The 26,027-nt window shown below is 68.6% G+C and carries 23 protein-coding genes; 19 read left to right on the top strand and 4 right to left on the bottom strand.

The genetic code is table 11. The annotated features are described in order from the left end of the window. Positions 1-35 precede the first annotated feature (35 nt). Positions 36-1,460, bottom strand: coding sequence for an aldehyde dehydrogenase family protein (locus AX709_RS09250; RefSeq protein ID WP_066549046.1), 1,425 nt, complete (start codon positions 1,458-1,460; stop codon positions 36-38). 95 nt (positions 1,461-1,555) lie between these two features. On the opposite strand from AX709_RS09250, the gene AX709_RS09255 reads away from it, so the two are divergent. Then, on the top strand, positions 1,556-2,530 hold the full coding sequence (locus AX709_RS09255) for a quinone oxidoreductase family protein (RefSeq protein WP_156454232.1): 975 nt from the start codon (positions 1,556-1,558) through the stop codon (positions 2,528-2,530). Between the two features lie 23 nt (positions 2,531-2,553). Here the strand turns inward: AX709_RS09255 and AX709_RS09260 are convergent, their stop codons facing one another. The 3 genes from AX709_RS09260 to AX709_RS09270 all read right to left on the bottom strand — a co-directional run bounded on the left by AX709_RS09260 (position 2,554) and on the right by AX709_RS09270 (position 5,867). Next, entirely contained in the window at positions 2,554-4,014 is a 1,461-nt protein-coding gene (locus tag AX709_RS09260) for a S41 family peptidase (RefSeq protein WP_066549048.1), read from the bottom strand. An 86-nt stretch (positions 4,015-4,100) separates the two neighbouring features. Then, positions 4,101-5,171: an AraC family transcriptional regulator gene (locus AX709_RS09265; protein WP_231727479.1), complete on the bottom strand. Its 1,071-nt coding sequence runs from the start codon at positions 5,169-5,171 to the stop codon at positions 4,101-4,103. A gap of 87 nt (positions 5,172-5,258) precedes the next feature. Further along, positions 5,259-5,867, bottom strand: a complete 609-nt coding sequence (locus tag AX709_RS09270) for a flavodoxin family protein (RefSeq protein WP_066549049.1) — start codon at positions 5,865-5,867, stop codon at positions 5,259-5,261. 150 nt (positions 5,868-6,017) lie between these two features. Between AX709_RS09270 and AX709_RS09275 the strand changes: the two genes are divergently transcribed. The 18 genes from AX709_RS09275 to ftsZ form a co-directional block, all read left to right on the top strand. Then, positions 6,018-7,016 carry a cysteine synthase A gene (locus AX709_RS09275; RefSeq protein ID WP_066549050.1) on the top strand — a complete coding sequence of 333 codons (999 nt, stop codon included), beginning with the start codon at positions 6,018-6,020 and terminating at the stop codon, positions 7,014-7,016. A gap of 50 nt (positions 7,017-7,066) precedes the next feature. Beyond that, complete coding sequence (locus AX709_RS09280) at positions 7,067-7,393, top strand: hypothetical protein (protein WP_066480371.1); 327 nt, start codon at positions 7,067-7,069, stop codon at positions 7,391-7,393. A 309-nt stretch (positions 7,394-7,702) separates the two neighbouring features. Next, positions 7,703-8,185 (top strand): division/cell wall cluster transcriptional repressor MraZ, encoded by a 483-nt coding sequence (locus AX709_RS19180; RefSeq protein WP_066549051.1) that lies wholly within the window; start codon positions 7,703-7,705, stop codon positions 8,183-8,185. Then, positions 8,182-9,165, top strand: coding sequence for a 16S rRNA (cytosine(1402)-N(4))-methyltransferase RsmH (rsmH, locus tag AX709_RS09290; RefSeq protein WP_443026167.1), 984 nt, complete (start codon positions 8,182-8,184; stop codon positions 9,163-9,165). The genes AX709_RS19180 and rsmH overlap by 4 nt, the downstream gene beginning before the upstream one ends. Then, on the top strand, positions 9,152-9,790 hold the full coding sequence (locus AX709_RS09295; RefSeq protein WP_066480375.1) for a hypothetical protein: 639 nt from the start codon (positions 9,152-9,154) through the stop codon (positions 9,788-9,790). The genes rsmH and AX709_RS09295 overlap by 14 nt, the downstream gene beginning before the upstream one ends. After that, entirely contained in the window at positions 9,787-11,496 is a 1,710-nt protein-coding gene (locus tag AX709_RS09300) for a peptidoglycan D,D-transpeptidase FtsI family protein (protein ID WP_443026168.1), read from the top strand. Before AX709_RS09295 ends, AX709_RS09300 begins: the two co-directional genes overlap by 4 nt. Then, the gene (locus tag AX709_RS09305) at positions 11,493-12,908 is read left to right on the top strand and encodes a UDP-N-acetylmuramoyl-L-alanyl-D-glutamate--2,6-diaminopimelate ligase (protein ID WP_066549071.1); all 1,416 of its coding nucleotides are present in this window, start codon (positions 11,493-11,495) and stop codon (positions 12,906-12,908) included. The genes AX709_RS09300 and AX709_RS09305 overlap by 4 nt, the downstream gene beginning before the upstream one ends. Before the next feature lie 151 nt (positions 12,909-13,059). Continuing rightward, positions 13,060-14,436 carry a UDP-N-acetylmuramoyl-tripeptide--D-alanyl-D-alanine ligase gene (locus AX709_RS09310; RefSeq protein ID WP_066549052.1) on the top strand — a complete coding sequence of 459 codons (1,377 nt, stop codon included), beginning with the start codon at positions 13,060-13,062 and terminating at the stop codon, positions 14,434-14,436. Further along, positions 14,436-15,506 (top strand): phospho-N-acetylmuramoyl-pentapeptide-transferase, encoded by a 1,071-nt coding sequence (mraY, locus tag AX709_RS09315; RefSeq protein WP_066480377.1) that lies wholly within the window; start codon positions 14,436-14,438, stop codon positions 15,504-15,506. Before AX709_RS09310 ends, mraY begins: the two co-directional genes overlap by 1 nt. Next, the gene (gene murD, locus AX709_RS09320; RefSeq protein ID WP_066549053.1) at positions 15,503-16,912 is read left to right on the top strand and encodes a UDP-N-acetylmuramoyl-L-alanine--D-glutamate ligase; all 1,410 of its coding nucleotides are present in this window, start codon (positions 15,503-15,505) and stop codon (positions 16,910-16,912) included. The genes mraY and murD overlap by 4 nt, the downstream gene beginning before the upstream one ends. Beyond that, on the top strand, positions 16,909-18,135 hold the full coding sequence (locus AX709_RS09325; protein ID WP_066480381.1) for a peptidoglycan glycosyltransferase FtsW: 1,227 nt from the start codon (positions 16,909-16,911) through the stop codon (positions 18,133-18,135). Before murD ends, AX709_RS09325 begins: the two co-directional genes overlap by 4 nt. A gap of 1 nt (position 18,136) precedes the next feature. After that, complete coding sequence (gene murG / locus AX709_RS09330; protein ID WP_066480382.1) at positions 18,137-19,288, top strand: undecaprenyldiphospho-muramoylpentapeptide beta-N-acetylglucosaminyltransferase; 1,152 nt, start codon at positions 18,137-18,139, stop codon at positions 19,286-19,288. Then, on the top strand, positions 19,285-20,709 hold the full coding sequence (gene murC, locus AX709_RS09335; protein ID WP_066549055.1) for a UDP-N-acetylmuramate--L-alanine ligase: 1,425 nt from the start codon (positions 19,285-19,287) through the stop codon (positions 20,707-20,709). The genes murG and murC overlap by 4 nt, the downstream gene beginning before the upstream one ends. Positions 20,710-20,924: 215 nt before the next feature. Further along, positions 20,925-21,806 carry a UDP-N-acetylmuramate dehydrogenase gene (gene murB, locus AX709_RS09340; RefSeq protein WP_231727481.1) on the top strand — a complete coding sequence of 294 codons (882 nt, stop codon included), beginning with the start codon at positions 20,925-20,927 and terminating at the stop codon, positions 21,804-21,806. 40 nt (positions 21,807-21,846) lie between these two features. Beyond that, positions 21,847-22,791: a D-alanine--D-alanine ligase gene (locus AX709_RS09345; RefSeq protein WP_082730956.1), complete on the top strand. Its 945-nt coding sequence runs from the start codon at positions 21,847-21,849 to the stop codon at positions 22,789-22,791. Then, a complete protein-coding gene (locus AX709_RS09350; protein ID WP_066549056.1) occupies positions 22,788-23,684 on the top strand; it encodes a cell division protein FtsQ/DivIB in 897 nt (298 codons plus the stop codon). Before AX709_RS09345 ends, AX709_RS09350 begins: the two co-directional genes overlap by 4 nt. Positions 23,685-23,728: 44 nt before the next feature. Then, positions 23,729-24,988, top strand: a complete 1,260-nt coding sequence (ftsA, locus tag AX709_RS09355; RefSeq protein ID WP_066480389.1) for a cell division protein FtsA — start codon at positions 23,729-23,731, stop codon at positions 24,986-24,988. A 110-nt stretch (positions 24,989-25,098) separates the two neighbouring features. Continuing rightward, positions 25,099-26,027 (top strand): cell division protein FtsZ (gene ftsZ / locus AX709_RS09360; RefSeq protein ID WP_082731722.1); only part of this gene is annotated, 929 nt, incomplete at its 3' end.

Below are 26,027 nucleotides of genomic sequence, written 5' to 3' on the forward strand. Positions count from 1 at the left end.
TTGTTGAAATGGCGTATCGAAGGACGGAGAGCGTCTCACGCATAGGCGTTCATCACCGACTTCACTTCCATGAACTCGGCCAGGCCGTACTTGCCATGCTCGCGGCCGTTGCCCGACTGTTTGTAGCCGCCGAACGGCACGTTCGGGTCGGGCGCTCCCCCGTTGAGATAGACCATGCCCGCCTGCAGCCGCCCGGCCACAGCGCGTGCCTCTGCGGGTTCGCCGAACACCACCGCCGACAGGCCGTAGCTGGTGTCGTTGGCGATCTCGATCCCCTGCTCGACATCGTCATAGGGGATGATGGTGACGACGGGGCCGAAGATTTCCTCGCGCGCGATCGTCATGTCGTTGGTCACGTCGGCGAACAGCGTCGGGCGGATGTAAAAGCCCTGGTTGCGCCCTTCCGGCCGGCCGGGTCCGCCGACCACCAGCCGCGCGCCTTCATCGATGCCCTGCTGGATCAGCCGCTGGATCTTCTCATATTGCGCCTGGTTGACGACCGGGCCGATATGCCGCCCCTCGACCATCGGATCGCCGGTTTCGGTCGCGCCGACGATCTGCGCGGCGAGTTCGACCGCCGCGTCCTGCTGGTCGCGCTGCACCAGCATCCGCGCCGGCGCGATGCAGCTTTGGCCCGAGTTCATCAGCACGCTCATCAGCCCGCCCTGCACCGCACGGGACAGGTCGGCGCTGGGCAGGATCAGGTTGGGCGACTTGCCGCCCAGTTCCTGATGCACGCGCTTGACCGTATCGGCGGCATTCTTGGCAACCATGATCCCGGCGCGGGTCGATCCGGTGAAGCTGACCATGTCGATGCCGGGATGCTTCGACAATGCGGTGCCGACGCCGGGGCCGTCACCGTTGATCAGGTTGAACACGCCCGCCGGCACTCCGGCCTTGTCGAGCACTTCGGCGAAGATCGCGGCGCAGGCGGGCGATTCCTCCGACGGCTTCAGGATCATGGTGCAGCCGGCGGCGAGCGCGGGCGCGACCTTCGACACGATCTGGTTGAGCGGCCAGTTCCACGGCGTGATCATTGCGACGACGCCGATCGGCTCGCGCACCACTGCATGGGTGCCGATCCGCTCCTCGAACTCGAATTCGCGCACTGCCTTGATTGCCGCCATCAGGTGGCCGATGCCGGAGCCGACCTGCGCCGTCCTGGCCATGCCGATCGGGCAGCCCATCTCCTCGCTGATCGCCACCGCCATGTCGGCAGCGCGCGCCTTGTATTCGGCCAGGATGCGTTCGATCAGCGCAACCCGCTCATCGACGCTGGCCTGAGAGAAGCTGGAGAAGGCGCGGCGCGCGGCGGCGACCGCGCGATCGACATCGGCATCGGTGCCGAGCGTGATCGTCGTGCACGGCGCTTCGGTCGCCGGGTTGATCACATGGTGCGGCACGCCGCCGATGCTTTCGACCCAGGCCCCGTCGATATAGTGGTGAAGCAGTTCGCGCATCGCATCCTCGCTGGTCTGGCCATCGGGATTTTCAAATCCCGGGTATGGCGCCTAGATGAAGTCCGGGGCGTCCCGATGCAAGCAGGGAGAAGGCAGTGACGTTGAGCGCGGTGATCCACAGGACGGGCGGGCCGGAGGTGATCGAGTGGCGCGAACATGACCTGCCGCCGCCGGGCCCCGGCGAGGTGCGGATGCGCCATACCGCGATCGGGCTCAACTTCATCGACACCTATCACCGCACCGGCCTTTATCCGCTCGAACTTCCCAGCGGACTGGGCAGCGAAGCGGCCGGCGTGATCGAGGCGGTGGGCGAGGGCGTGACCGGCTGGCGGGTGGGCGAGCGGGTCGCGACCTTCGGCCCCGGCCTGGGCGCTTATGCGACCGAGCGCAATGTCGCGGCCGACACGCTGTTCCGCCTGCCCGACGCGATCAGCGACGAGCTGGCCGCCGCGGTGCTGCTCAAGGGCGCGACCGCCGAATGCCTGGCCGAACGCTCTTGCGCGCTGCTGGAGGACGACATCGTCCTGGTCCACGCCGCCGCGGGCGGGGTCGGGCATATCCTGGTGCAGTGGCTCAAATATCTCGACACGACCGTGATCGGCACGGCGGGTTCACCCGAAAAGGCGGAGCTCGCGCGCAATGCCGGCGCGGACTATGTCATCGAGTACAAACAGCACGACATCGCCCAGCGCGTGCGCGAGTTCACGGTCGGCATGGGCTGTGCCGTCGTGTTCGACGGCGTGGGGGCGGCGACGTGGCAGGCCTCGCTCGACTCGGTCGCGCGGCGCGGGCTGATCGTCAGCTATGGCAACGCCAGCGGCCCGGTGACCGGCGTCGCGCTCGGCACGCTGGCGGCGAAGGGGTCGCTGTTCGTCACCCGCCCGACCCTGTTCGACTATTACAAGGCCTCCGACGAGCGCGCCGACGGCATCGCGCGCGTGTTCGAGCTGGTGGCGGAAGGCGCGATCGAGGTGGAGATCGGTCAGCGTTATCCGCTGAAGGATGCGGCCGAGGCACACCGCGCGCTCCAGGCGGGCGAAACCATCGGGTCGACCCTGCTCATCCCCTGACGGACATCAGGCCCTGACGCACATCAGGCACGGCGCACCCATTCCAGCGCCGCCGCCAGCGTGGGGTCGCGGCCGTGCACGATGTCGTCGGCGTTCGCCTGCACCTGCACGTCGGGCTGAATCCCCGCATCGGGCTGCGGCTGCGCGGGGAAATAGCCGACCAGCGGCAGGTCGAACTCGATCCCGCTGCCGGGAAGGCGCACGAAGAAGAAGCAGCCGCCGTTGATGCCGCGCCGGTTGCCGCCGCTTTCGCCGCCGAACAGGCGGACGAGGCCGGTCTGGCGGGCGCGACGTGCGAACTGGAACGTCGCCGAACTGTTGACCGGGCCGATCAGCGCCGCCACCGGAACGGTGATCCGCGGCGTCATCGCGGGGATCGCCTGGATTTCGTCGGCGGCCGGCCGGCGATACCAGCCGTCGCCGAGCGCCGTCGCCCCCTCGCCCAGGGTGCGGAAGCCGTCGTCCCAGGTGTCGAGATAGGGGTCAAGCGCGGCCGGGGTCCGCCGAAACCGGATGCGCTGGTCGTCGCCGGGAAAGGTCAGGTCGCGCGTCGTCAGCCGCGCGAGGATGTCGTCGCCACAGTCCAGCCCGCCTTCATTGTCGCGCAGGTCGACGACCAGACCCTTCGCACCCCCAAGGCTGGCAAGCCGGTCGCCGAGCCAGCCGCGCCAGTCCCACTTGCTGTTGTACAGCGCCCATCCCGGCATGGTCAGCACCGCCACCCCGTCGTCGCGCATCTGCCAGTCCCATTGCACATCCTGGGGCCCGGGCGGGGGCGGCATGAAGCCGCGCCGCGCCGCCAGGTCGATCGCGGGCAGGTCCAGCGCCTGCACGCTGCCGCCGGGCATCCGCGCCTCGATATGGTGCACGCCGTCGCGCGGGGGCAGGATCAGGGCCTGGAACACGTCGAAATATTCGATGCTGTCGTCGCCGCGAACCTCGAGCAGGCTGCGGCGCTTGCCGTCATTGCCGCCATCGGCGCGGGCATAGGGCATCAGCGTCGCCAGCAGCGTGCGCGCCGGCAGGCCGTTGACCCGGGTGATGACGGTGCCGCGCGCCAGTCGCCCGGTACCGCTATGGTCGGCGGTGACGACCATGTCGCCGTCGATCCAGCGAAAGGCAAAGGGCAGGCGGGTGGGCCGGTCGAACAGCGCGTCGACGATCACGCGGCGCTGGTTGAAGAAGTTGCAATAGCTGTGCCCGCAACGGATGGTCGCGAGAAATCGCGACAGCGCCAGGTAGCGCGCCGCAAGGTCGGGCGCGGCGAGATATTCGGCCTCCAGCGTCGTCAGGCCGGCCTCCGCCGCGCGCGGCGACAAATAGCGGTAAAGCCCCGGATGCAGGGCGAGCGCGCCGCGCAGGATGGCCATGTCCCCCTTTAGGTCGCCGACGCTGCCTTGCGCGGTCGCCGATGCCCCGCCCCGTCCGCTGAGCATCAGTGCGCCCGTCGTCGCCAACCCGTTCAGAAGTTCCCGTCGCCGCATCGTCGTCCCGTCCTGTCCGCATCGAACGGGGCAGGCTCTGCCCGCCCGGTGCGGCGCGGTCGTCTCATAATCGTGCCGCCGCGCGATTATTCGCGTTTTGAGCCGTGGAGACGGCGATAGGCCGACGGTGCCATGCCGTGCTGGGCGAGGAAGGCACGATTGAAACTCGCCTTTGACCTGAAGCCCGCTTCGAACGCGAGGTCGAGCAGGTCGTCGGCACGCCCGGCGCGAATGGCGTCGGTTACCGCATCGCAGCGCAGCTTGTTGACGAAGGTCGAGAAATTGCAGCCCAATCCATCGTTCAGCGCGCGGGAGAGATGCCCGGTGTTCGTCCCCAGCCGCCGCGCCAGCATCGCCAGGCTCAGATCAGGATCGGCCTGCCATCCCTGTGCGCGCGTGATCGCCGCCCAGCGTTCGCCGTCAGCGCGCCAGTCGCGCACGGGCGCGGCCGGTGCCGCCGGCCGGGGCGCGAGGCGCGGAAAGGGGCGGTCGGCATGCCGCCATCCCTCGATGCCGAGATAGAGCGCGACCGCGGCGATCACGACGTACAGCCCCATCAGCCCGCGATATCCGAGCGGCGAAACCCAGTTCCACAGATTATAGCCCGACCATATCGCCAACAGGACGAGCAGCCCGCCGATCGCGCGGCTCAACCATCGCCCGGCATAACGATGATCGTCGCTGCGCTCCTCGGTTAGGAACGCGCGATAACCGCGCAGCAGCCGCAGGGCGGCGCGCCCGTAAAGCCCCAGCCCGATCACGACGCCCAGGTCGGTCGCCGCGCCGTAAACGCCACCCGAGGCGTCCGCCCAACGGTCCTTGGCCGCGATCGGCAACAGGAAGCTCCCGAACAGGAAGGCGAACTGTGCCCCGGCAGGAATGAAATGCCGCCAACCGCGATCGGGCCAGCGCGCGAACACGAGCGCGTGGACATAGAGGTAGAGTAGCGGTGCTACCGCCAGCGTGATCTGGAACGGGGCGAAGGTCAGCCAGCGCCACTTGTCGTAGAACCCGGCAAAGCCGATCAGCCACGGCGTGACGATGGCGGCCAGCACGACCAGCAGCGCGGCCAGCGTGCGGTTGGCGATGCGGTTCTCGAACGTGCCGGCCAGCGCGATCGCCAGGATCAACAGCTGGGCAACCGCAACGGTGAGCACCGCGCTGCGCCAGCCGAATGACAAGCCCTCCCACCACATTGCGACGACCATAGCCCCGGGACGTGCGATGCGGGAGGGGCTTCGCGTTCAGCCCGGATAAGGGGAATCGGCCAGCAATCGCGCGAGATGCGCGGCATTGCCCGCGACCATCTTCGCCGTCTTGGCGACCTTTTCGGGCGTTTCCGCCAAGTCCTTGAAATCGGTCGAACCCATCGCTTCGCCCACCCAGTAGCACGCGGCGACGGCGGGGATGGTAAAGCCGACATCGTTCAGCGCCTGAAAGAGCTGGGCTGAGGAGAAATGCGCGCCGTCCTCGTTGCCGACAATCGCGGCGACCGCAACTTTGCCATAGCTCGGCATCCGCCCGGCATCGTCGGTTTCGGAGATGAACGCGTCCATCCGTTCGAGCACGCGCTTGGCCACGCTGCTGATCTGGGCCATCCAGATCGGACCGCCCAGGATCAGGATATCCGCCTTCAGGATCTTGGCGCGGATGGCGGGCCAGTCGTCACCGTCGCCCTCGTCCGACGTGACGCCCGGCAGGACGTTGTGAGCCGCGACCCGGACGGTCTCGGTCAGGGTCACGTCGACATCCGACAGCGCCTTTTCGAGCAGCGCGATCATCCGGTCGGTCGACGAATCGACGGCCGGGTCGGCCTTGAGCGTGCAATTGAGCGCGAGGGCGGTGATCGCCATGATCGGGTTCTCCTTCGGGGGGCTGGCCGACCTACGCATCACCGGGTGCGGATGTTCCCCGCGTCGTCACCGCGATCGCGAAACCAAGCTACGCGCTCGCCAAGCGAGCATTGCTTGGCCCGGCCGGGCGGCGCGGCTATCACATCGGGCATGTCCGTGACGCCCAACACGCTCGCCCTGATCGGAAACACCCCGCTCGTCCGTTTGGCCGGCCCCAGCGCGGCCGCGGATGCGGAAATCTTCGCCAAATGCGAATTCGCCAATCCGGGCGCGTCGGTGAAGGACCGTGCCGCGCTCTACATCGTCGAGGATGCCGAGGCGCGGGGCGCGATCCGTCCCGGCGGCACGATCGTCGAGGGGACGGCGGGCAACACCGGCATCGGGCTGGCGCTGGTCGCCAATGCCAAGGGCTATCGCACGATCATCGTGATGCCGGAGACGCAGAGCCGGGAGAAAATGGATACGCTGCGGGCGCTGGGCGCCGAACTGGTCCTCGTTCCCGCCGCGCCCTATGCCAATCCCGGCCATTTCGTCCACACCAGCCGCCGCATCGCGGAGGAAACGCCCAATGCGGTGTGGGCCAACCAGTTCGACAATATCGCCAATCGCCGCGCGCATATCTGCGGCACGGCGGTCGAGATCTGGGAACAGATGGAGGGGCGGATCGACGGCTTCACCTGCGCGGTCGGCACCGGCGGCACGCTCGCGGGCGTCGGGCTGGGGCTGAAGGAGAAGGACGCCAATGTCCGCATCGCGCTCAGCGATCCGCATGGCGCGGCACTGTATGAATATTACGCGCATGGCGAGCTCAAGTCGGAGGGATCGTCGGTCGCGGAGGGCATCGGGCAGGGCCGGATCACCGCCAATCTGGAGGGCGCGCCGATCGATACCCAGTATCGCATCTCCGACGCCGAGGGGCTGGAATGGGTGCGCCGGCTGCTGACCGAAGAAGGGCTGTGCCTGGGGCTGTCCTCCGGCATCAACGTCGCGGGCGCGGTCCGCCTCGCGCGCGAACTAGGCCCCGGCAGCCGGGTCGCGACGATCCTGTGCGACACCGGTTTTCGTTATCTCTCCACGCTTTACAACGCGGACTGGCTGGCCGCGAAGGGTCTGCCGGGGCCTGCCGGCGGGGCAATTGCCGACGGTTGACCGCAAGAGTCGACAGGCTCGGGCAAAGCTGTTACGCAAAAGACACAGTTATGCAGTCGCAGCCCGTTGAACCCAAACAATCGCTCCACCGGGTGCGCGTCGGCGTGACGGGGCTCGCGTCCGTTCTGATCCTGTTGCTGGCCGCCGGCGCCATCTACAACGCCGCGCGTGACGAGCCGCAATCGGCGGCGATCGGTGCGCCCAAGGCGGAAGTGGTCGCCAACATCGCCGCGCCGGTTGCCGAGCAGACGCCCGAGGGGGCGGAAACGGACGAGCCGCTTGCCGAGCTCGGTGTCGCGCCGAGTACCAAGGCACCGCCCGCCAGCGAGGCGGCACCCCTGCCCGATACCGATGCGAGTCCGGTTCCCGTCGAATAGGCCGCGCTGACCGCGCCGGTCCCGTCGTCCGCGCGCGGGCGGCGTGCGCATCATGCTGTCTTGCCCTCCGTCACCCGTCCCGCGCGCCACGGGCTCGTGCCGTCATCGGCTGCGCCGCATATCCCCGCGCGATTCCCCCGTCTCATGGGCAAAATCCCACTCTCACCCAATTCTGCCCATTGTTTTCCAACTGATCTATGGTATTTCCCATCGCCTAAGGGGGCACGCTCCTGACCGTGAGCGAGCGGTTGGCGGGGGACGCGGAGGCGCGTTTCCGGCGTGGGATGCGTGCGCCCGGGTGAGGGTGTGGTGGCGGAACGCGAGCTTTATCTGAGCTACGGATTGCAGGCGGTCGATGCGAAGGGTCGTGTCGCGGTGCCCGCCACCCTGCGCGCCGCGCTCGAGGCCAATTCGCCCAGCCGCAGCCTGTTCGTCGGGCGGCATGAATCGCACCAGTGCCTGTCGGGCTTCGACGCCGCATGGCCCGCCATCCTCCACAGCCGGCTCGACCCCCGCGAGCTGAGCCGCGAGGATTCGGGGGGTGTCGCCGACTACAACCTGACCGGCACGGCGTTCGGCGATCTGGAGGCCGCCGCCTATGATTCGGCGGGCCGCTTCGTTATCCCGCCCTTTTTCCGCCGCATCGCCCGGATCGAGAAATGGGCGTTCTTCCATGGCCGCGGCAACACCTTCAACATCTGGAATCCGCACCACATGCTGGCCGACGACAGCATCGCGGATCAGACCCGCGAACTCGTGCGCTGGACGCTCGAGGAAAAGGGGGCGCTGTGACCGCTACCGCCGCCCTGCCGCCCGTGCCGCCGCCGCATGTGCCCGTGCTGCTCGCCGAAGTGCTCGATGCGCTGGCGATCGCGCCCGGCGAGCGCCATGTCGACGCGACGTTCGGGGCCGGCGGGTACACGCGCGCGATGCTCGATCGCGGGGCCGAGGTGGTCGCGTTCGACCGGGATCCGGATGCGATCGACGGCGGTGCCGCGCTGGTCGCTGAAATGGCCGGTCGGCTGACTTTGGTCCAGGCACCGTTCTCCGCGATGGCGAGCGAGCTGGCGCGGCTGGGCAAGGTGCCGGTCGACGGCGTCGTCATGGACATCGGCGTGTCGTCGATGCAGCTCGACCAGGCCGATCGCGGCTTCTCGTTCCAGGCCGACGGACCGCTCGACATGCGCATGGCACAGGCGGGGCAGAGCGCGGCCGATTTCGTCAACGAGGCCGACGAAGCCGAAATCGCCGACGTGCTCGATCGCTATGGCGACGAACCCCGCGCGCGCCGGGTCGCCCGCGCGATCGTCGCCGCGCGCCCGCTGACCCGCACCGGCGAGCTTGCCGAGGTCGTCCGCCGGGCGCTCGGTCATCGCCCGCACGACAAGAAGGATCCGGCGACCCGCACCTTTCAGGCGATCCGGGTCCACATCAACCGCGAGCTCGACGAACTGGCCGAGGGATTGGCGGCCGCCGAACAGGTGCTGGCGCCGGGCGGGCGGCTGGCGGTCGTCACCTTTCATTCGGGGGAGGACCGCATGGTCAAGCGGTTCCTGCGCGAACGCAGCGGCAGCGAGCCGGCCGGATCGCGGCACCGGCCCGTCGCCGCGCCGCGGCACGCGCCGACATTTGCCGCGCCGGCGCGCGCGGTGCGGGCCGGCGATCGGGAAATCGAACGCAACCCGCGCGCCCGGTCGGCCACGCTGCGCGCGGCGCGGCGCACCACGACAACGGCCACCCAGGGCACAGGAGGACATGATGGCGGCCTATAGCTTGCGGGGACTTGGCTGGTTCCTGTCCGCGGTCATCGCGGCACCGGCCTGCTACATGGTTTCGTCCCAGGTCGCCGCGGAGCGGGCGCGGATGGAGGCGATCGATCGATCGATCGCCCAAGCGCGCAAGGACATCCGGATGCTGGAGACCGAGTTCAACACGCGCGCCAACCTGGCCCAGCTCGAACGCTGGAACGGCGAGGTGCTGGCGCTGACCGCGCCGGCCGCCAACCAGTTCGTGCCCGGTGAGGCTGCGCTCGGCGCGCTCAACGATCTCGCGGGCAGCGAGCGGCCGCAGCTGGCGAGCTATATCGTCCCGTCGGGCATCATCGACACGCGCGACGTCGCGACCGGCCCGGTTGCCAAGGTCGATCCGGCTGCGCGCCGTGCGCCGCCCCCGTCGATGCCGGCGATCGAGGTCCAGGCCGCCGCGCGCGACGAGGCGAAGGCCCGGCTCGTCCAGGTCCAGCTCGCCGCCGCCGGCCGTCCGGCCGCGCCGTCGCCCGCCGCGACCAAAGGTCCGGCGCGGGCGCAGGCGGTCGCGATGCTCGACCGCAAGCTGCTGCGCGACACGAGCTTCAACGAACTGATCGCGTCCACCGGCGAGGGAAGCCGCGCAAGGTGATCGTCCTCGTCGCGCCACCGATGACCGACCGCCGGGCCGAAACCGGCCGGGCGCCGATGGTCGCGGTGGCGCACATGCGCCTGATGATCCTGATGCTGGTATTTACCGCCGCGGTGCTGCTGATCGTCATGCGTCTGGCGATGCTGGCGCTGTTCGCCGAGCCGCGCGACGGCCGTGATGCCGCCGCCGCGCTCGCGCCGCTGCGCGCCGATATCGTCGATCGCAACGGCGCGCCGCTCGCGCGCACGATCGACGCCTGGACGATCGGCGTGCGGCCCGGCCACGTCATCGGCGACCGGGCCGAACTGGCGCGCGGGCTCGCCGCGCTGCTCCCCGAACGCAGCGCGGCGGAGTATCTGCGCATCCTCAACTCGCGTTCCAATTTCGTGTATCTGCGTCGCCGCGCCGTGCCGCAGCTGGTGGCCGAGGTGAACGCGCTCGGCGAACCCGGCATCGCCTTTTCGCGCGAGCCCGAGCGGTTGTATCCGCAGTCGGGGCTGGCGGCGAGCGTGCTCGGCTACCTCAACATCGACGGCAAGGGCATGCTGGGGATGGAAAAGGCGCTCCAGCGCCAGTTGACCGATCCGCAGGCGCGCGGCGAGCCGGTGGCGCTGTCGATCGATTCGCGCGTGCAGGCGGCATTTGAAAGCGAGCTGTCGCAGGCGATGATGAAGTTCAGCGCGATCGGGGCGGGCGGGCTGATCCTGGATGTCGACAGCGGCGAGGTGCTCGCCATGGTGTCGCTGCCCAGTTTCAATCCCAACGCGGTCTCCGGGCGCGAGAACGAGCTCAACCTGGTCACCCAGGGGGTCTATGAACTGGGTTCGACCTTCAAGCCGCTGACGATGGCGACGGCGATCGAAACCGGTCTCGTGAAGTCGATGGCGACCCGCTACGACGCGACCGCGCCGCTTCAGGTCGGCCGGTTCCGCATCCGCGACGACCATGCGCAGAACCGCTACCTCAACGTGCCCGAGGCGCTGGTCCACTCGTCCAACATCGTCACCGCGCGCATTGCCGACGCGCTGGGGCAGGAGCGGATGGCCGCATCGTTCCGCGCGCTCGGCTTCGATACGCCGCCGCATATCGAGATCGAGAAGGCCAAGCCGCAATGGCCGGGCTTCTGGGCGCGCACCACCGTGATGACCAGTGGCTATGGCCACGGCATCGCGGTCACGCCGCTTCACCTCGCCAACGCCTATGCGACATTGGTCAATGGCGGCATCTGGCGCCCGACCACGTTGATGAAGATCGCGCCGGGCAAGGCGCCGAAGGGACGCCGGGTGTACGCGCAGGCAACGAGCGACCGGATGCGCCAGCTTCTGCGGCTGATCGCGCTTGAGGGGACCGGACGGCGCGGCGACGCCCCGGGCTACCGCGTCGGCGGCAAGACCGGGACCGCGGAGCGCGCCGGAGCGGGCGGATATTCGCGCAAGGTGAACGTGTCGACCTTCGCGGCGGCTTTCCCGATGGACGCGCCGCGCTATGTGGTGATCGCCATGCTCGATTCCCCAAAAGGCACCGCCGACACGTTCGGCTTCACCACCGCGGCGTGGACGGTCGCCCCCGTCGTCTCGCGCGTCATCCAGCGTTCGGGGCCGATGCTGGGCGTCTATCCCGACATGCGGCGCGACATCGATGTCAGCGACCTGACGCCCTTGCTGTGGAAAGCGCCGGGCGATGCGTCGAAGGCGGCGGTCGAATGAGGCTGGGCCAGCTGACCGGCCGCGACGAACCCCAGACCGTGACCGGCTTCGCCATCGATCATCGCCGCGTCGCGCCAGGCAATGTCTTCGGCGCGTTCCAGGGCACGCAGGTGAATGGCGAGGACTTCATTCCCGCCGCCGTCGCCGCCGGCGCGATCGCCGTGGTGGCGCGTCCCGAAGCCGTGGTGACCGGCGCGGTCCACATCGCCGACGATACGCCGCGCGCTCGCTTCGCCCGCGTGGCGGCCGATTTTTACGCGCCGTTTCCCGAAACCGCGGTGGCGGTCACCGGCACCAACGGCAAGACCTCGACCGTCGAGATGACCCGCCAGCTGTGGCGGATGACCGGGCATCATGCCGCGTCGATCGGCACGCTGGGCGTCACGACGGCGCAGGACCAGCTGTCGACCGGGCTGACCACGCCCGACATCGTCACCTTCCTGTCCAACGTCGCCGGGCTGGCGCGCGAGGGGGTGACGCACCTTGCCTTTGAGGCGTCGAGCCACGGTCTTTCGCAATATCGTACCGAAGGACTGCCGGTTCACGCCGCCGCCTTCACCAACCTCAGCCGCGACCATCTCGACTATCATGGCGACATGGCGGCCTATTTCACCGCAAAGATGCGGCTGTTTGCCGAAGTGCTCCAGCCGGACGGGACGTCGGTCGTCTGGGTCGACGATCCCTGGGCCGACCAGGTGATCGATCTGGCGCGGATGCGCGGCAACCGGCTGATGACGGTCGGCGAACATGGCGAGGCGATCCGCCTGGTCGCGCGCGAGCCCAGTCTGCTCGGCCAGGCGCTGACCATCGAATTCGATGGCGCCCAGCATCGCGTCAAACTGCCGCTGATCGGCCGCTACCAGGCCGCCAATGCGCTGATCGCGGCGGGGCTGGTTATCGCAACCGGGGGCGAGCCGACGGCGACCTTCGCCAATCTGGCGCGGCTGTCGCCCGTGCGCGGCCGGCTCGAGCGCGCGGTCATCACGCGGGCGGGCGCGCCCGTCTATGTCGACTATGCCCATACCCCCGATGCGATCGAGGCGGCGATCGCCGCGCTGAAACCGCATACGGAGGGGCGGCTGATCGTCGTGCTCGGCGCGGGCGGCGATCGCGATCCCGGCAAGCGCGAGCCGATGGGTCAGGTCGCCGCCGCGCACGCCGACCGGGTGATCGTCACCGACGACAATCCACGCAGCGAGGACCCGGCAGAGATCCGCCGCGCGATCCTGAAGGGCGCGCCCGACGCGACCGAGGTCGCCGACCGGCGCGAGGCGATCGCCCTCGCCGTGGCCGAAGCGGGGCCCAATGACATCGTACTGCTGGCGGGCAAGGGGCACGAGCAGGGCCAGATCGTCAGGGACCTGGTGCTGCCGTTCGACGACGTCACCGTCGCGCGCGAGGTCGCGGCGTGATGCGGGTGAGAAGCTATTTGGCCTCAGCAACGCTCCGTTCGTTTCGAGCGGAGTCGAGAAACGTGATGCACACGCGCGGCTGCCGTTTTTCGACTTCGCTCGAAACCAGCGGTCGTCGTGCAAGCTCGTGTGGCCATGGTGGGGCTGTCGCATGACCCCGCTATGGACCTCCGCCGAGATCGCAGCCGCCACCGGCGGCACGGCCAATGCCGACTTTGTCGTTTCCGGCGTCACGTTCGATTCGCGTGAGGTCGGGCCGGGCGACCTGTTCGTCGCGCTCCGGGGTGCGACGACCGACGGGCACCGTTTCCTCGATCAGGCGCGCGCGCAGGGCGCGGCGGGCGCACTGGTCGGCGCGGACTGGGACGGGCCGCAGGTGCGCGTCGCCGACACCATGGCGGCGCTGGAGGCGTTGGCGCAGGCGTCGCGCGCGCGGATGGCGGGGCGCGTGATCGGCGTCACCGGATCGGTCGGCAAGACCGGCACGAAGGAGGCGCTGTTCGCCGCGCTCGATCGCAGCTCGCCGGGCGAGGTGCACCGGTCGGTCAAAAGCTACAACAACCATACCGGCGTGCCGCTCAGCCTTGCGCGCATGCCGCGCGCGATGCGCTTCGGCGTGTTCGAAATGGGCATGAACCATGCCGGCGAATTGTCGGCGCTGACCCGGATCGTTCGTCCGCACTGCGCGCTGATCACCGCAATCGCGCCCGCGCACATCGAATTCTTCAAGGACGAAAGCGGTATCGCCGACGCCAAGGCAGAGATTTTCGAGGGGCTGGAGCCCGGCGGCACCGCGATCGTCCCGTTCGACAGCGTGCATTATCCCCGGTTGCGCGCCGCCGCCGAGCGTTATGCCGGGCGGGTCGTCAGCTTCGGCAGCGGCGCGGGTGCCGACGTTCGCGCGCTCGAATCGATGCGCACCCGCACGGGCGGCACCTATCTGAGCGCGCGCGTCGGTACGCATGAGGTCAACCTGACGCTGGCACAGCCGGGCGGGCACTGGGTGTCGAACGCGCTGTGCGTGCTTGCCGCGGTCGATGCGGTCGGCGGCGATCTTGGGCTCGCGGCGCTGGCGCTGGGCGAGCTGGGCGGCCTTGCCGGACGGGGCGAGCGCACCCGCATCGACCTCGGCGCTGGTGATCCCGTGCTGCTGATCGACGAAAGCTACAACGCCAACCCGGCTTCGATGCGCGCGACGCTGGCGGTCCTGGGCGAAGAGGCGGCGGCGCGGCGCATCGTCGTCCTGGGGGACATGCGTGAACTGGGCGCGGACAGTCCGGGCTATCACGCCGCGCTGGCCGAGCCGATGGTCGCGGCCGGCGTCGATTTCGCGCTGCTCGTCGGGCCCGAGATGGCCGCGCTCGCATCCGCGCTTGAGGGGCGCGTCGATTTCGTCCATGTCGCCGATGCCGCCAGCGCGCGCGAACGGGTCGTCGCGCTCGTCCGACCCGGCGATGCGGTGCTCGTCAAGGGATCCAACGGAATCGGACTGGCGGCGGTGGTCACCGCGCTGAAGGCAAGGACGTAATGCTGTACTGGCTGGCCGAGATGCTGGGCTTTCCCGGCGTGCTCAACCTGATCCGCTATCTCAGCTTCCGCACTGGCGGCGCGGTGGCGACCGCGCTGCTGATCGGGCTGGTGATCGGTCCGCGCTTCATCGGCTGGCTGCGCGTGCGCCAGGGCAAGGGCCAGCCGATCCGCACCGACGGCCCGCAATCGCATCTGTCGAAGCGCGGCACCCCGACCATGGGCGGGCTGATGATCCTGACCGCGATGAGCCTAGCCATCCTGCTGTGGATGGACATGTCCAACCCCTATGTCTGGGCGTGCCTTTTCGTGACGTTGGGCTTTGGCGCGATCGGTTTCCTCGACGACTATGACAAGGTGCGCAAGGCGAGCACCGCGGGCGTCTCGGGCCGGGTCCGGCTGCTCGCGGAGTTCGCGATCGCGGGTCTTGCCGCCTTCATCATCACGCGGCTGAACGGCACCCAGCTTTACGTGCCCTTCTTTTCCAACGTCGCGATCGACCTGGGCTATTTCTACATCGTCTTCGCCGCCTTCACGATCGTGGCGTTCGGCAACGCGGTCAACCTGACCGACGGGCTCGACGGCCTGGCGACGATGCCGGTGATCATCGCGTGCGTCGCGTTCATGATCTTTGCCTATCTGGCGGGCAATGCGCGCTTTGCCGAATATCTTGGCATCCCGCACGTCCCCGGCGCGGGTGACCTGGCGATCTTCTGCGGCGCGATCGTCGGCGCGGGGCTTGCCTTCCTGTGGTTCAACGCGCCGCCGGCGGCGGTGTTCATGGGCGATACCGGCAGCTTGGCGCTCGGCGGCGCGATCGGCACGATCGCGGTCGTCGCGCACCATGAAATCGTGCTCGGCATCGTCGGCGGCTTGTTCGTGGTCGAGGCGCTGAGCGTCATCATCCAGGTCTTTTTCTACAAGCGCACCGGCAAGCGCGTGTTCAAGATGGCGCCGATCCACCATCATTTCGAGCAACTGGGCTGGAGCGAGCCGACGGTCGTGATCCGCTTCTGGATCATCGCGATCGTGCTGGCGCTGGCTGGCCTCAGCACGTTGAAACTGAGGTGATCGTCGCGTCCGCCTGGCGCGGCAAACGCTATGCGGTGCTGGGGCTGGCGCGCTCCGGCGCAGCGACGGTCGCCGCGCTGCTCGCGGCGGGTGCGGAGGTGCTGGCGTGGGATGCGGATGAGGGGCGGCGCGATGAGATCCTCCCCGAGCTTGCTCGGGGAGGGGGACCGCGCCCGCAGGGCGTGGTGGAGGGGTCTGGCCCCGAAATTACCCCTCCACCATCGCTGCGCGATGGTCCCCCTCCCCGAGACAAGCTCGGGGAGGACCTGACGCTCGTCGATCCGCTGACGGTCGATCTGACCGGCTATGCGGCGGTTGTCGTCTCGCCGGGCGTGCCGCTCAATCGGCACCCGATTGCGGCCCATGCCGCGCAATTCGGCATCCCCATCATCGGCGACATCGAACTGTTCGCGCAGGCGCGCGGCGAGCTGCCGGCGCACCGCGTCGTCGGTATCACCGGCACCAACGGCAAATCGACCACGACTGCGCTCATCCACCACATCGTCGCGACGGCGGGCTGGCCGGCACGGATGGGCGGCAATATCGGCCTGCCGATCCTGGGGCAGGAAGCGCTGCCCGAGGGCGGGGTGTATGTGCTCGAACTGTCGAGCTATCAGATCGATTTGACCCAGAGCCTCGATTGCGAGGTCGCGGTGCTGCTCAACATCACCCCCGATCATCTCGATCGTTACCGGGACTTCGACGCCTATGCCGCCGCCAAGGCGCGGCTGTTCGCGATGCAGTCGCCGGGCCACGCCGCGATCATCGGCATCGCCGACGCGCCATCGGCGGCGATCGCACGCCAGGTGGCACTGAGCGGGCGGGGCGAGCAGCTGACCAAGATCGCGCCGGGCGTGTGCATGGACCAGTCAAGCTGGCCGGCGCTGCAGGGGCCGCACAACGCCCAGAACGCGCTCGCCGCGATCAGCGCGTGCGAGGCGCTGGGCGTGCCGCAGGCGGCGATCACGCGCGGGCTTGAGACCTTCGGCGGTTTGCCCCACCGCATGGAACGGGTGAGTGAGGTCGGCGGCGTTCTGTTCGTCAACGACAGCAAGGCGACCAACCCCGATTCTGCCGCGCCGGCGCTGCGGGCCTATGACCGCATCCACTGGATCGTCGGCGGCCAGGCCAAGAGCGACGACCTGGAGGCGTGCCGGCCCGGTTTCGGCCATGTCGTGCGCGCCTACACGATCGGGGACGCGGCGGCACGCTTCGCCGAGCTGCTGGCGGGCGAAATGCCGGTCGAACGCTGCGACACGCTCGACCGCGCGGTCGCCGCCGCGGCCGCCAATGCCCGGCCGGGCGAGACGGTGCTGCTGTCGCCGGCCTGCGCATCGTTCGACCAGTTCCGCGATTATGAAGCCCGCGGTGACGCCTTCCGCACGCTGGTGGAGGGGCTGAAATGACCGACGCGGCGCGTGAGACCGGGCCGGGCGGACTGCGTGGCCGCGTCGCGCGCGAGCTGGGGCGCGGCACCCGGTCGCCGATCGGCATGTGGTTCTGGGAAATCGACCGGCTGCTCCTGTTGCTCATCCTGTTGATGATCGCGCTCGGGCTGGTCGCGGTTGCCGCCGGGTCGCCGGCTTCGGCCCATCGCTATTCGGATGCCGACACCAGTTTCCCACCGATGTATTATCTGTGGCGGCAGTTCGGCTGGGCGGCGATCTCGCTGCCCGTCCTGATCGCGACGTCGATGCTGCCGGTACAGTTCGCCAAGCGCGCGGCGATCGTCGGCACGCTGGTGCTGCTGCTCTGTCTCGTTGCGGTCCCCTTCATCGGGCACGAGGTGAACGGCGCGCGGCGCTGGATCGGCGTCGGCATCTCGCAGTTTCAGCCGTCCGAATTCCTCAAGCCGTGTTTTGCGATCACGGTCGCGTGGATGCTGTCGCTGCGCGCGCACGACCCGCAGCTGCCCGTCATTCCCCTGACCGGCCTGCTGACCGCAGTCATCGCCGCGCTGCTGATGATGCAGCCCGACCTGGGCCAGACCGTCCTGTTCTGCTCGATCTGGCTCGCGCTCCTGATGATCGCGGGCATTTCCCCGCGCGCCGTCGCCGCGCTGGGCGCGGCCGGGCTGGCCGGGGTGGTCGCCGCCTATCTGTTCTACGGGAATGCGCGCGCGCGCATCGACGCGTTCCTGTTCCCCGATCAGGAAACGCTCGCCGCCGACACCTATCAATCCGACATGGCGCACGCGACGCTCACCGCGGGCGGGCTGACCGGCACGGGGCCGGGCGGCGGGCGCGTCAAGTTCCGCCTGCCGGAGGCGCATACCGACTACATCTTCTCGGTGATCGGCGAGGAGTTCGGACTGATCGCCTGCGCGGTCATCGCGCTCCTGTTCCTCGCGCTGATCGTGCGGGTGTTTGTCCGATTGCTGGACGAAACCGACGCCTTCCGCCTGATGGCGGCGGCTGGCCTGGCGGTGCAGTTCACCGTCCAGGGGATCATCAACATGGCGGTGAACACGGGGCTTGCGCCGTCCAAGGGCATGACCCTGCCGTTCATCAGCTATGGCGGATCGTCGATGATCGCGCTGTCGGCGGGCATGGGCTTGCTGCTCGCATTCACGCGCCGCAACCCGTATCTGTTGCGCTCCCCCTATTCGGTGGGCTGGAGCGGCAGATAGGATGACGACCAAGCGGCATTACATCATGGCGGCGGGCGGCACGGGCGGACACATGGTGCCCGCCGCCGCGCTCGCGGCCGAGCTGATCCGGCGCGGCCATCGCGTTTCGCTGGTCAGCGACGCGCGCGGCGTGCGCTTTCCCGGATTGTTCGACGGCATCGATACGCATGTCCTGCCCGCAGGAAGGCTGGGCGGCGGTCCGATCGGCTATGCGCGTGCGGCGTCGCAGATGCTGAAGGGCCGCGCCCAGGCGATCCGCCTCTATCGCGAGGTCGAACCCTCCGCCGTGGTCGGTTTCGGCGGCTACCCGGCCTTCCCGGCATTGCTCGCCGCGTTCAATCGCGGCATCCCGACCGTCATCCACGAACAGAACGCCGTGCTCGGCCGCGTCAATCGGCTGGTCGCCGGGCGTGTCGATGCGATCGCGACGTCCTATCCCGACACCGAGCGGCTGAAGCCCGCGCATCTCGACAAGGTGCGCCTGGTCGGCAATCCGGTGCGCGAAGCGGTGGCGGCGCTGCGGATGCGCCCCTTTCCGCACCTGGACGAGGAAGGGATTTTCCGCGTGCTGGTGACCGGCGGCAGCCAGGGCGCGTCGATCCTGAGCGAAGTCGTCGCCGATGGGCTGGCGATGCTGCCCATCCATTTCCGCCGCCGGATGCAGGTAACGCACCAGGTGCGGATCGAGGATATCGACAAGGTGCGCGCCAAATATGCCGAGCACGCGATCCCGGCCGAAGTCGCGACCTATCTGCCCGACCTGCCCGACCGGCTCGCCTGGGCACACATCGTCATTGCGCGCGCGGGTGCGTCGACGATCGCCGAGCTGACCGCGGCCGGGCGTCCGGCGATCCTGGTGCCGCTGCCGAGTGCCACCGACGATCACCAGACCGCGAATGCGCGCGAGATCACCGAAGCCGGCGGCGCGCGTACCATTCCGCAACGGCTGTTCACCGCGCGCGAGCTCGCCAAGCAGATGCAGCGCCTCGGCCTCGATCCCAAGGGGCTGGAGAATGCTGCGGCGCGCGCCCGCAGCGTCGGGCGGCCCGATGCGACCCGCGACCTCGCCGACCTGGTCGAGCGCGTCCATGCGCCGCTCGCCCCGATCGGGCCAGCGCCGTCGGCCAACCGCAGCCGGGAAGCCTACGCATGAGGGGAGTCGCGACCGACATCGGCACGATCCACTTCGTCGGCATCGGCGGCATCGGCATGTCGGGCATTGCCGAAGTGATGAAGAATCTCGGCTATCAGGTGCAGGGGTCGGACGTGGCCGAGGGCTATGTCGTCCAGGGGCTGCGCGACCGCGGCATCCCGGTGACGATCGGCCACCATGCCGACAATCTGGGCGACGCCGCGGTGGTCGTCACCTCGACCGCGATCCAGCGCGGCAATCCGGAAGTGGAGGCCGCGCTCAACCGCCGCATTCCGGTGGTGCGCCGCGCCGAGATGCTGGCGGAGCTGATGCGGCTCAAATCCACCGTCGCGGTCGCGGGCACGCACGGCAAGACGACGACGACCAGCATGATCGCCGCGCTGCTGGATGCGGGCGGGGTCGATCCGACCGTCATCAATGGCGGCATCATCAACAGCTATGGCAGCAACGCCCGACTTGGCGCGAGCGACTGGATGGTGGTCGAAGCGGACGAGAGCGACGGCAGCTTCCTGCGCCTCGATGGCACGATCGCGGTCGTGACCAACATCGATCCCGAGCATCTCGACCATTACGGCTCGTTCGAGGCGGTCAAGGACGCCTATGTCGAGTTTGTCGAGAACGTGCCCTTTTACGGCGCGGCGCTGCTGTGCCTCGACCATCCCGAGGTGCAGGCGATCATCCCCAAGGTGCGCGACCGCCGCATCGTCACCTATGGCTTCTCCGCGCAATCGGACGTGCGCGGCGTCAACGTCACACCTTATCCGGGCGGCAACCGGTTCGAAGCGATCATCCGCCACCGTGACGGCACCACCCGCTCGATCGAGGGCATCGACCTGCCGATGCCGGGCCGCCACAACGTCCAGAACGCGCTGGCGGCGGTCGGCGTCGCGCTGGAGCTGGGCGTCGACGATGCGACGATCCAGCGTGGCTTCGCCAATTTCGGTGGCGTCAAGCGGCGCTTCACCAAGGTGGGCGAAGTGGCGTTCGGCGCGGGTCAGCCGCCGGCGCTGGTGATCGACGATTACGGCCACCACCCGGTCGAGATCCGCGCGGTCCTGTCCGCGGCGCGCGAAAGCGCAGTCGCGCGCGTGATCGCGGTGTGCCAGCCGCACCGCTATTCGCGGCTCGGCAATCTGATGGAGGAGTTCGCGCAGGCGTTCAACGACGCCGACCGGGTGCTGGTGACGCCGGTCTATGCCGCCGGCGAAGCGCCGGTCGAGGGCGTCAGCGCCGAAGCGTTGGTCGAGGCGGTGCAGCGGCGCGGGCACCATGCGGTCGCGGCGGTCGCGGATGCCGATGCACTCGCGGCGGAGCTGGCGCGCGTGGTCGAGCCGGGTGACCTGATCGTCTGCCTGGGCGCGGGCGACATTACGAAGTGGGCGGCCGGGCTGGCCCATGCGATTGAGGCGGCGCGGGGATGACTATCCGCACCTCTTCCCCAGAAACCCCGTTCGTTTCGAGCGAAGTCGAGAAACGTGCGCCCGGACCGCGTTTCTCGACTTCGCTCGAAACGAACGGTGAGTCTTTACAAGCGGCAGAGGCTCCTTCCCCCCTTCCGCGAGCGGGAGGGTTCGGGGGAGGGCCTGATCCGGACGGACGAATTCCCACACCCCAACCCCCTCCCGCGGGCGGGAGTATATCCGCCGTGCGCGGCAAGCTGACCGCGCAGGCGCCGCTGGCACCCCTCGTCTGGTTCAAATCGGGCGGGGCGGCGCGGTGGTTGTACGAGCCCGCAGATGCCGATGACCTCGTGCGGTTCCTGGCTGATCTCGATCCGGCCATCCCGGTCCTGGCGCTTGGCCTCGGTTCCAACCTGATCATCCGTGATGGCGGCTGGCCGGGCGTCGTGATCCGGCTGGGCAAGCCGTTCGCCACCGTCGAGCGGCTGGATGCGACGACGCTGCGCTGCGGCGCCGGGGCGTCGGGCATCCTGGTGTCGTCCACCGCGCGCGACGCGGGGATTGCCGGACTTGAGTTCCTGCGCTCGATCCCCGGCACGGTCGGCGGCTTCGTGCGGATGAACGGTGGCGCCTATGGTCGCGAGACCGCCGACATCCTGGTCGAGTGCGACATCGTGCTGCGCTCCGGCGAGCGGCGCACGCTCGATCGCGCCGCGCTTGGCTACACTTATCGCCACAGCGAATTGCCCGATGGCGCGGTGGTGGTCGGGGCCACTTTTCTCGGCGAACCCGGCGATCCGGCGGCGATCCAGGCAGAGATGGACCGCATCGCCGCCGCGCGTGAGGCGTCGCAGCCGCTGCGCAGCAAGACCGGCGGATCGACCTTCAAGAACCCTGACGGGCACAAGGCCTGGGCATTGGTCGATGCGGCGGGCTGTCGCGGGTTGACCATCGGCGGCGCGCAAGTGAGCGAGAAGCACACCAATTTCCTCATCAACACCGGCACCGCCACCAGCGCCGACATCGAGGCGCTGGGCGAGGAAGTGCGCGCACGAGTGAAAGCGCAGTCGGGCGTCGAGCTGGAATGGGAGATTCAGCGGGTGGGGGTGGCGAAGTGACCGCGTGGGCTCAGCTCTTCCCCGTACCGGGGAGGATCAAGTGACCGCTCCCCTTCATATCGCCGTCCTGATGGGCGGCTGGTCGGCGGAGCGTGAGGTGTCGCTGATGTCGGGCGCAGGCATTGCCGAGGCGCTGGAGCAGCTGGGCCATCGCGTCACCCGCATCGACATGGATCGCCACGTCGCGCTGCGCCTGAGCGAGGCAAGGCCCGATCTCGTCTTCAACGCGCTGCACGGCACGCCGGGCGAGGACGGATCGGTGCAGGGAATGCTCGACCTGATGGGGTTGCGCTACACCCATTCGGGCATGGTCACGTCGGTCATCGCGATCGACAAGGTGCTGACCAAGCAGGCGCTGGTGCCGTTCGGCATCCCGATGCCGGGCGGGCGCATCGTCAAGTCTGCTGAGCTTTACGAGCGCGATCCGCTGCCACGCCCCTATGTGCTCAAACCCGTCAATGAAGGCTCATCGGTCGGCGTCGCGATCGTGACCGATGAAGGCAATTTCGGCAATCCGATCAGCCGCGACGCCGCCGGCCCGTGGCAGGAATTCGACGAACTGCTTGCCGAGCCGTTCATTCGCGGGCGCGAACTGACCACCGCGGTGCTGGGCGACGCGGCGCTGGGGGTGACCGAGCTCAAGCCGAAAAGCGGCTTCTACGATTATGACGCCAAATATACCGACGGGCTGACCGAGCACGTCTTTCCCGCCGAAATTCCCGACGAGATCACCGCGGCGTGCCGCGCGATCGCGATCGAGGCGCACAAGCGACTCGGCTGTCGCGGCGCGTCGCGTTCCGATTTCCGCTGGGACGACCAGCGCGGCGTCGAGGGGCTGTTCCTGCTCGAGGTCAACACCCAGCCCGGCATGACGCCCTTGAGCCTGGTGCCAGAACAGGCGCGACATATGGGGATCAGTTATCCCGAACTGGTTCAGCGCATCGTCGACGCGGCGATGGCCGACCCCGAAATGGAGCCCGCATGACCCGCACCGCGACGCGCCGCGCGAGCCCCAAGCGCACCCAGCAGCTGAAGCGCAAGCCTCAGGCGAAGCGGCCGCGCCGTGCCGGCGTGCTCGACCACGCGGTCGCGGTGCTGCCCGGTGGCGAACACACCGCGCGCCGGCTGGCGGCGTGGTCGATCACCGGCGGCGTGTGCGCGCTGTTGCTGGCCGCGGCGAGCTGGGCCGGCATTCCCGGCGCGATCGGCGTGGCGATGGCCGAGGGGATCGGCGAGGCTGGATTCCGGGTCAAGGAAATCGACATCATCGGCTTGAAGCGGATGGACCGCAATTCGGTCTATGCGGCCGCGCTCGACCAGCAATCGCGCGCGATGCCGCTCGTCGATCTCAACCAGGTGCGCGACCGGCTGCTCGAATATGGCTGGATCGAGGAAGCGCGCGTGTCGCGCCGCCTGCCCGACCGTATCGTGATCGAGATCGTCGAGCGCAAGCCGGCGGCGGTGTGGCAGCATGACGGCCAGCTGATGCTGATCGACATGGCGGGCGTGCTGCTCGAACCGGTGCTGCCGTCGGCGATGCCCGAGCTGCCCCTGGTGATCGGCGAGGGTGCCAACGCCAAGGCCCCGGCCTATGAGGCACTGATCGACGCGACGCCGGCGCTCAAGCCGCTGGTCAAGGCCGCGACGTGGGTCGGGGACCGGCGCTGGAACCTGACCTTTGAAAGCGGCGAGGAACTGGTGCTGCCCGAAGGTGACGAGACTGCGCGCGCCGCGCTGATCAAGTTCGCGGAGATCGACGGGACGCAGGGGTTGCTCGGTCGCGGCTATCGCCGCTTCGACATGCGTGATCCAAAGAAGCTGGTCGTGCGCCTGTCGGGCGGCAATCTGGCGCAGACGATCGACGGGGAGGGGCTGTGACGGCGCGCCGCGTCGTCGGTCCGTGTAGACAAGGGGTGGAGTAAATGGCGAAGGCGCAACCGGACGGGCTGATCACCGCGCTCGATATCGGATCGTCCAAGATCTCGGCACTGATCGCGCAGAAGCTGGATGGCGGCGAGCTGCTGGTGCTCGGCACCGGCCAGCGCGAGAGCCGCGGCGTCAAGCGCGGCTATATCGCCGACATGCGCGCGACCGAGACCGCGGTGCGCGAGGCGGTCGAACAGGCCGAACGCATTGCCGGCACCAATATCGAACATGTCTGGGTCAGCTTTTCGGCGGGCAACCTGGTTTCCGACATCGTGCGGCTGGAAAGCGACCTGGGCGGGCACCGGGTCGAACAGGGCGATATCGACGCGCTGCTGAAGGCCGGGCGCAACGCGGTCGACCCCGGCCAGCGCATGGTGCTGCACGCGCATCCGATGCGCTACACGCTCGACGGGCTGACCGGTGTGCCCGATCCGCTGGGGCTGCACGCCGACCGGCTGGGGGTCGAGATCCATGTCGTCGCCACCGAGGGATCGCCGGTCCGCAACCTCGACCTGTGCGTGCGCTCGGCACATCTGAACGTGAAGTCGATCGTCGCGGCGCCCGTTGCCACTGGGCTTGCCTGTATCAGCCAGGAGGAGCGCGAACTCGGCGTGGCGCTCGTCGAAATCGGTGCCGGCATCACCAACGTCTCGGTCTTCTCGCACGGGGTGCTGACCGGGCTCGCCTCGATCCCGCTGGGTGCCGCCGATATCACCGACGACATCGCGTCCGCCTTTGGCACCAACCGCGCCCAGGCCGAGCGCCTGAAATGCTTCTACGGCTCAGCCAATGCCAGCCCGCGCGATAATCACGACATGCTCGACGTCGCGCCGATCGCGTCGGACGACGAAGCCGAAGGCACCCGGATCACGCGCGCGCAGCTGATCGCGGTGATCCGCCAGCGGCTCGACCGGCTGATGGTCGAAATCCGCAAGGAGCTGAAGCGGCTGGGGTTCGAGGATCCGGTCGGCCGCCAGATCGTGCTGACCGGCGGCGGCGCGGAACTCAAGGGCATTGCCGATTATGCGCAGCAGGCGCTCGGCAGCGCGGTCCGCGTCGGACGGCCGCGCGGATTGACCGCCCTGCCCGAAGCGCATGGCGGCCCCGGCTTCGCGACGTTAGCGGGTCTGGCGATGTTCGCGGCGGCCGACCCCATCGATCTGCGCGCGATCGAGCCGGCACAGCAGCTGGTGACGCGCCCGACCACCAAGGCATTGATCGGAAGGCTGATTACCGCGTTCCGAACAAATTATTAAACAAATGCGTCAGGGCCGCGCATTCGGGCTAGAGTCGCTGGTTTAGATGGTGCACAACGGCGGTCGAGTTGGGATTGTCGCGCTCTGGGGAAGCCGCGGGGAGAATTGAAATGGGAATCGAGTTTCTGATGGACGATGTCGGTGAATTGACCCCGCGTATCTCGGTGATCGGGGTCGGCGGTGCCGGTGGCAACGCGATCGCCAACATGATCCGGTCGGACGTGCAGGGCGTCGATTTCCTGGTCGCCAACACCGATGCGCAGGCGCTGAAGCAGTCGGTCGCGCAGCAGCGCATCCAGCTGGGCGCGAAGATCACCCAGGGCCTGGGCGCAGGTTCGCGGCCCGAAATCGGGCGCGCGGCCGCCGAGGAGACGATCGAGCAGGTCCAGAAGGCGCTGGAGGGTAGCCATATGTGCTTCCTCGCCGCCGGCATGGGTGGCGGCACCGGCACGGGAGCTGCGCCGGTCATTGCCAAGGCCGCGCGCGACATGGGCATTCTGACCGTCGGTGTTGTGACCAAGCCCTTTGCCTTTGAGGGCAAGCGCCGCTCCAAGTCGGCCGAGGCCGGCATCGAAGAGCTTCAGAAGTACGTCGACACGCTGATCGTCATTCCCAACCAGAATCTGTTTCTGATCGCCAACGCCAACACGACCTTCAAGCAGGCGTTCGAGATGGCGGACGAAGTGCTGCAGCAGGGCGTGCGCGGCATCACCGACCTGATGGTCATGCCCGGCCTCATCAACCTCGACTTCGCCGACGTTCGTTCGGTGATGCAGGAAATGGGCAAGGCGATGATGGGCACCGGCGAGGCCGAGGGCGACAATCGCGCCATCGAAGCCGCGCAAAAGGCGATCGCCAACCCGCTGCTCGACGGCGTGTCGCTGAACGGCGCGAAGGGCGTGATCGTGTCGATCACCGGCGGCGAGGACATGCGCCTGCTCGAGGTCGACGAGGCCGCGAACCATATCCGCGAGCTGGTCGACGAGGATGCGAACATCATCTGGGGTTCGGCGTTCAATCCGGAGCTCGAGGGCAAGAT

The organism is Sphingomonas sp. CCH15-F11 (assembly GCF_001557005.1).
Taxonomy (GTDB): domain Bacteria; phylum Pseudomonadota; class Alphaproteobacteria; order Sphingomonadales; family Sphingomonadaceae; genus Sphingomonas.